The organism is Rathayibacter sp. AY1D1, assembly GCF_002932635.1.
In the GTDB taxonomy this organism is placed as follows: domain Bacteria; phylum Actinomycetota; class Actinomycetes; order Actinomycetales; family Microbacteriaceae; genus Rathayibacter.
Genome location: NZ_PSVY01000068.1, coordinates 1 through 932 on the forward strand (window position 1 = coordinate 1; position 932 = coordinate 932).

The following is a 932-nucleotide window of genomic DNA, read 5'->3' on the forward strand; positions in this document are numbered from 1 at the left end:
AGAACCGCCGCACCGGCCGCGTCCTCGAAGCCGACGCCATCGGCCCCAACCTCACCCGCGCGACCGCCGTCGTCACCACAACCACCCAGCGCGCACCCCGCCGCAGCGCCGCGGAGTAGAGCGCCCGCTCAGTTCTCGACGCGGAGCACGTAGAGGATGACGTGATCCTCCGGGATCCCTGCGCGCACTTCCGCGATCGCCGCGGCGCTCGTCGCCGCGTTGCTGCGCAACACCGTTGATGCCGATTCCGCGCGCGTCCGGTGTGCCAGCTCCCACATGCCTCCATCGTCGCATCCGACGCTGACACGACCCGCTCGAGTGTGGGGCCGGCGGCGCCGGCCCGTGAGGGGCGACCCCCTCACGCTCCCCGGTGTCCCGTTCCGGGGCGCGAGCTGCACTCGCGCAGCGGCGACGGAGCACCGCGGGTCGGAGGCCGCGATGCGGCCCGTTCCACCTGTTTTCTTCACCTCTCCGCGGTTTCAACCTATTTCGCTCCACCGGCTCCGTGCCACCGATAGCGAACGCGCCCTGCGGGCTTATTTCGCCCGCTATCGGCGTCACTGCGCCGCCTCCACTCAAACGGTTTTCCCCGCCGGAGAGGCAAAGAAAAACGATCAGCCAGAGGGAGCACCCACACCATGCAGATCACCACCGACTTGCAGACCACCGCGAAGACCTACCTCACGCTCGCGAACACCCGCGCGGTCGATATCCGTGTCGTGGGCACCGACCCCCAGACGACGCCCTCGGTGCACGTCACCCGCCGCACGTCCGGCGTCTGGGAGGCGTGGCACTCCGACCAGCTGCACGGCATCACCAGCGGTTCGTTCCGTCACTGCGTCGCCCACGCCCGCCGCGCAGCGATCCGCCGCGTCGCCCCGTTCCTGAACCGCTGAGAGGACCACACCATGACCCGCACCGACACCGGCCGC

1 protein-coding gene is annotated in these 932 nt (G+C 70.1%); it reads left to right on the forward strand.

From position 1 onward, the window contains the following. Positions 1–638 precede the first annotated feature (638 nt). A complete protein-coding gene (locus C5C56_RS17400; RefSeq protein WP_104234631.1) occupies positions 639–896 on the forward strand; it encodes a hypothetical protein in 258 nt (85 codons plus the stop codon). Positions 897–932: the final 36 nt, after the last annotated feature.

What these genes read in the sequence shown, in the direction of transcription:
- C5C56_RS17400 (WP_104234631.1), top strand. Translation starts at nt 639, where the DNA reads ATGCAGATCACCACCGACTTGCAGACCACCGCGAAGACCTACCTCACG.